This is a genomic window from Mesorhizobium sp. M0830 (assembly GCF_040319965.1).
GTDB lineage: Bacteria > Pseudomonadota > Alphaproteobacteria > Rhizobiales > Rhizobiaceae > Mesorhizobium.
This window is the reverse complement of the sequence record NZ_JAMYOR010000142.1, coordinates 1-1,247: the sequence shown is the minus strand read 5'-3', so window position 1 is coordinate 1,247 and position 1,247 is coordinate 1. Positions and strand designations below refer to the sequence as shown.

Genomic DNA, 1,247 nt, shown 5'->3' with positions numbered 1-1,247 from the left:
CAGGGGAATCGCTTCAGGTTAACGTTGATTTTTGACGGATGAGATTTTCGAGATAGTGGCCGTTGAGATTGGCGAGTTTTCGTCGGACCTTGAGGCTGTGCTTGTCCTTGGGGTTTCGGACGAGGTTCATGGCCATGTGTTTGACGATGGCCATGTTTTGCGGTCCGTGCGCTGTTCTGAGACGCGCGAGATCGTCGTGGAAGACGACGTCGAGTACCCAGTGGAGGCGGTTCTCGATGCTCCAATGGGCTCGCACGGCATGGGCGAACGTTTTGGCGTCGAGCTTGGCGGAGGACAGATAGTAGCGCCGCTCCTGCTCGGTCTTGCCGTTGCGTTCGACGCGGGTTTCGACCATGCCGATCATGGCAAGCCGGGGGAAGCGCGGTTCGCCGGGATAGCGGCGGTCGGAGAACAGCCAGTCAACCGTATGGCAGACGGTGTGGCGACGGCCTTCAAGGCGGCCATGGTCGTTGTCGATGGTCTCGACGGGTGTTTGCAGCATGTTTTGCGGCGGCTCTGCGAAGAAGCGCTCGATATCGGTGAAGGTGGCAGGCCAATTGGCCTTGAGCGCGAGCAGATAGTCGCCGCCCTTGGCGACAATGGCTTCGGCGATTGCCGCCTGCGTTCCCATGGCGTCGATAGTGACCAGCGCGCCGGTCAACTCAAGGCGCTCGAGCAGCAACGGAATAGCAGTGATTTCATTTGATTTTATGTCTGTCGCCTGCTGGCCGAGCACGAGCCTCTGACGGGTTGCCCAAGCCGAGACCAGATGCAGCGGCTCACGTCCCTTGGAACGCGCATGGCTGCGCCGCGAGGTCTTGCCATCGACGGCGATGATCTCGGGATCGCTGTCGCGCAGGGTCTCGACCCAGCTTGTGAAACAAGTCTTGAAGAGATCGGGATCGAGCGCGTTGATCACGTCGTTGAGCGTGTCGTGCGCCGGAATGCCACGCTCATAGGGCAGGAAACGGCGCAGAAAGTCGAGGCGCTGCTCACCCCACAGCTTCGTCTCGACGAAATCGTCCATGCCGCACAGCGTCGCGCACAGCACCACAAGCAGGATTTCGGGTAGCGGATAGGCGACACGCCAACGCTGGCGAGGATCGGACAGCGCCGAAAAATGATCGAGAATCGAAAGCGAACGGCAATGTTGGCGCGACATAGAGGGCTCCGCAAATCACGAAGCCTCCCATGAATCATATTCGCACCCCAAACGCACCACACGTTAACCCGAAGCGATTGCCCTG

The 1,247-nt window shown here is 59.7% G+C and carries 1 protein-coding gene; it reads right to left on the bottom strand.

Features of this window, described 5'->3' with window-relative positions; translation table 11 throughout:
• Positions 1-13 precede the first annotated feature (13 nt).
• Positions 14-1,162: an ISAs1 family transposase gene (locus tag NKI20_RS33565; RefSeq protein ID WP_352838284.1), complete on the bottom strand. Its 1,149-nt coding sequence runs from the start codon at positions 1,160-1,162 to the stop codon at positions 14-16.
• Between the last annotated feature and the right edge of the window lie 85 nt (positions 1,163-1,247).

Excerpts from the sequence above, each read along its gene's own strand:
- NKI20_RS33565 (WP_352838284.1), bottom strand. The coding sequence starts at position 1,162 with ATGTCGCGCCAACATTGCCGTTCGCTTTCGATTCTCGATCATTTTTCG.